This window comes from Pseudomonas sp. P4_C3 (assembly GCF_056402075.1).
The window spans coordinates 1-505 of record NZ_JBFUIC010000818.1 but is presented as its reverse complement, the minus strand read 5'-3'; the positions used below and the strand labels follow the sequence as shown (position 1 = coordinate 505).

The window sequence follows — 505 nt, the reverse complement described above, 5'->3', positions numbered from 1 at the left end:
GCTTAGCCATTACACACCCTCCACGTTAAGGCCCATGCTACGAGCAGAACCGGCGATGGTACGCACGGCTGCTTCCATATCAGCTGCAGTCAGATCCGCGTTTTTGGTTTTCGCGATTTCTTCCAGCTGAGCACGAGTCACGGTGCCAACCTTAACGGTGTTCGGACGAGCGGAACCGCTGGTCAGACCGGCCGCCTTCTTCAGCAGAACCGAAGCAGGGGTGGATTTGGTTTCGAAAGTGAAGCTACGGTCGCTGTAGACAGTGATGATCACTGGAGTCGGCAGACCTGGCTCAAGACCCTGAGTACGGGCGTTGAAAGCCTTGCAGAATTCCATGATGTTCACGCCGTGCTGACCCAGAGCAGGACCAACAGGTGGGCTTGGGTTAGCCTGAGCGGCCTTCACTTGCAGCTTGATGTAAGCGGTAATCTTCTTGGCCATGAGGCACTCCAATTACGGGTTCGAACGCCTCGAGAGGCTCCCCGGTTACTTGCGCGTTTATCCC

General features: G+C 56.2%; 1 protein-coding gene. It reads right to left on the bottom strand.

Annotated elements, in window-relative coordinates:
• Window positions 1–9: 9 nt before the first annotated feature.
• Entirely contained in the window at window positions 10–441 is a 432-nt protein-coding gene (gene rplK, locus AC1DVH_RS32625; RefSeq protein ID WP_007933726.1) for a 50S ribosomal protein L11, read from the bottom strand.
• Window positions 442–505: the final 64 nt, after the last annotated feature.

Coding starts and splice junctions, on each gene's coding strand:
- rplK (WP_007933726.1), bottom strand. CDS start 441: ATGGCCAAGAAGATTACCGCTTACATCAAGCTGCAAGTGAAGGCCGCT.